Here is a 1,250-nt window from a genome sequence, read left to right as displayed (position 1 = left end):
CACCCTGATGGTGGCCCGGGCTGAGCTGAACCCGGTTCGCGAGATCGACTACGCCACCAAACGCCTGCAACAGGCCGGGGTGAATGTGCGTGGTTGTGTGCTCAACGGCATGGTGAAAACCAGCAGCCGTTACGGCAACTATGGGTACTACCAGTACAGCTATGAGTAGTCTGTAAAAGGTATTTCACCACGGAGGCACAGAGGACTCAGAGTTTTTTTGCTTTTAAAGAAAAAAGCCTTTCTCTGTGAACTCTGTGTCTCTGTGGTAAAAAATAAGCCAATGTTTAACCATCTGTTAATTGTCTGCGTGGGCAATATCTGCCGGAGTCCCACGGCAGAGTACCTGCTGAAAAAACAGCTGCAGGAGAAGGGTGCCACCATCACGGTGGAATCTGCCGGTATTGCCGCGCTGGTGGGCAAACCGGCATCACCCACCGCCGTTACCCTGGCCGCAGAGGCCGGGGTGGACATGACGCCCCATCGCGCCCGCCAGCTCACACCCGGGCTGATCCGCAGCCACGACCTGATCCTGGTGATGGAGCAGGGGCATATCAAGGCCGTGGAATCCATGGCACCGGAAGCCCGGGGCAAGGTCCACCTGCTTGGCCGCTGGCAACACAACATCGAAATACCGGACCCATACCGACAGGGCGATGCAGCCTACCAGCACGCCTTGGAACTGATTCAGAAGACCACCCGACAGTGGGCAAGCAAACTGTCTCTTTAATCTCCGTTTTCCGCTATCCGTTAACCGTTACCCGCAAAAGCCGCATATTTGTGCTTTTACGGGCAACGGGCAACGGACAACGGGCAACGGAAAAGGAGATTCGAGGAGTTATACCGTACAACCATGAATAATGTGCAAACACCTGCCAACACGGCACAAGGCAGTGGCGATATCATCAGCCTGTCGGAAATCTTCGCCATTCTGCTGGCCGGCAAGTGGATTATCACGGCAGTCACTGCCGTGGCCGGCCTTCTGGCTGTGGTCTACTGTTACCTGGCCACGCCGATCTACCAGGCCGATGCCCTGTTGCAGATTGAGAACAAAAGCTCCGTGCTCGGTGGCCTGCAGAACATTGCCACCGGCATGCAGGAAGAGCCCAGCTCTACCGCCGAGATCGAACTGATCCGTTCCCGCATGGTGCTGGGTAAAGCGGTAGAGACCCTGAAACTGGATATTGTGGCCACACCGGAGTATTACCCGGAAATTGGCCCGGCCCTTGCCCGCCGTTTTGTGCCAACTGCAG

2 protein-coding genes are annotated in these 1,250 nt (G+C 56.3%); both read left to right on the top strand.

Annotated features, from left to right (window positions below; all coding sequences use genetic code 11):
- The first annotated feature begins 217 nt into the window (after window positions 1-217).
- On the top strand, window positions 218-727 hold the full coding sequence (locus KDK13_RS08540; protein WP_257284557.1) for a low molecular weight protein-tyrosine-phosphatase: 510 nt from the start codon (window positions 218-220) through the stop codon (window positions 725-727).
- A gap of 123 nt (window positions 728-850) precedes the next feature.
- Window positions 851-1,250 (top strand): Wzz/FepE/Etk N-terminal domain-containing protein (locus tag KDK13_RS08535; protein WP_257284556.1); only part of this gene is annotated, 400 nt, incomplete at its 3' end.

It is taken from the genome of Endozoicomonas sp. SESOKO1, assembly GCF_024606265.1.
Classification (GTDB): domain Bacteria; phylum Pseudomonadota; class Gammaproteobacteria; order Pseudomonadales; family Endozoicomonadaceae; genus Endozoicomonas.
The sequence above is the reverse complement of the archived record's forward strand: the minus strand, read 5'-3'. Positions and strand labels throughout refer to the sequence as shown.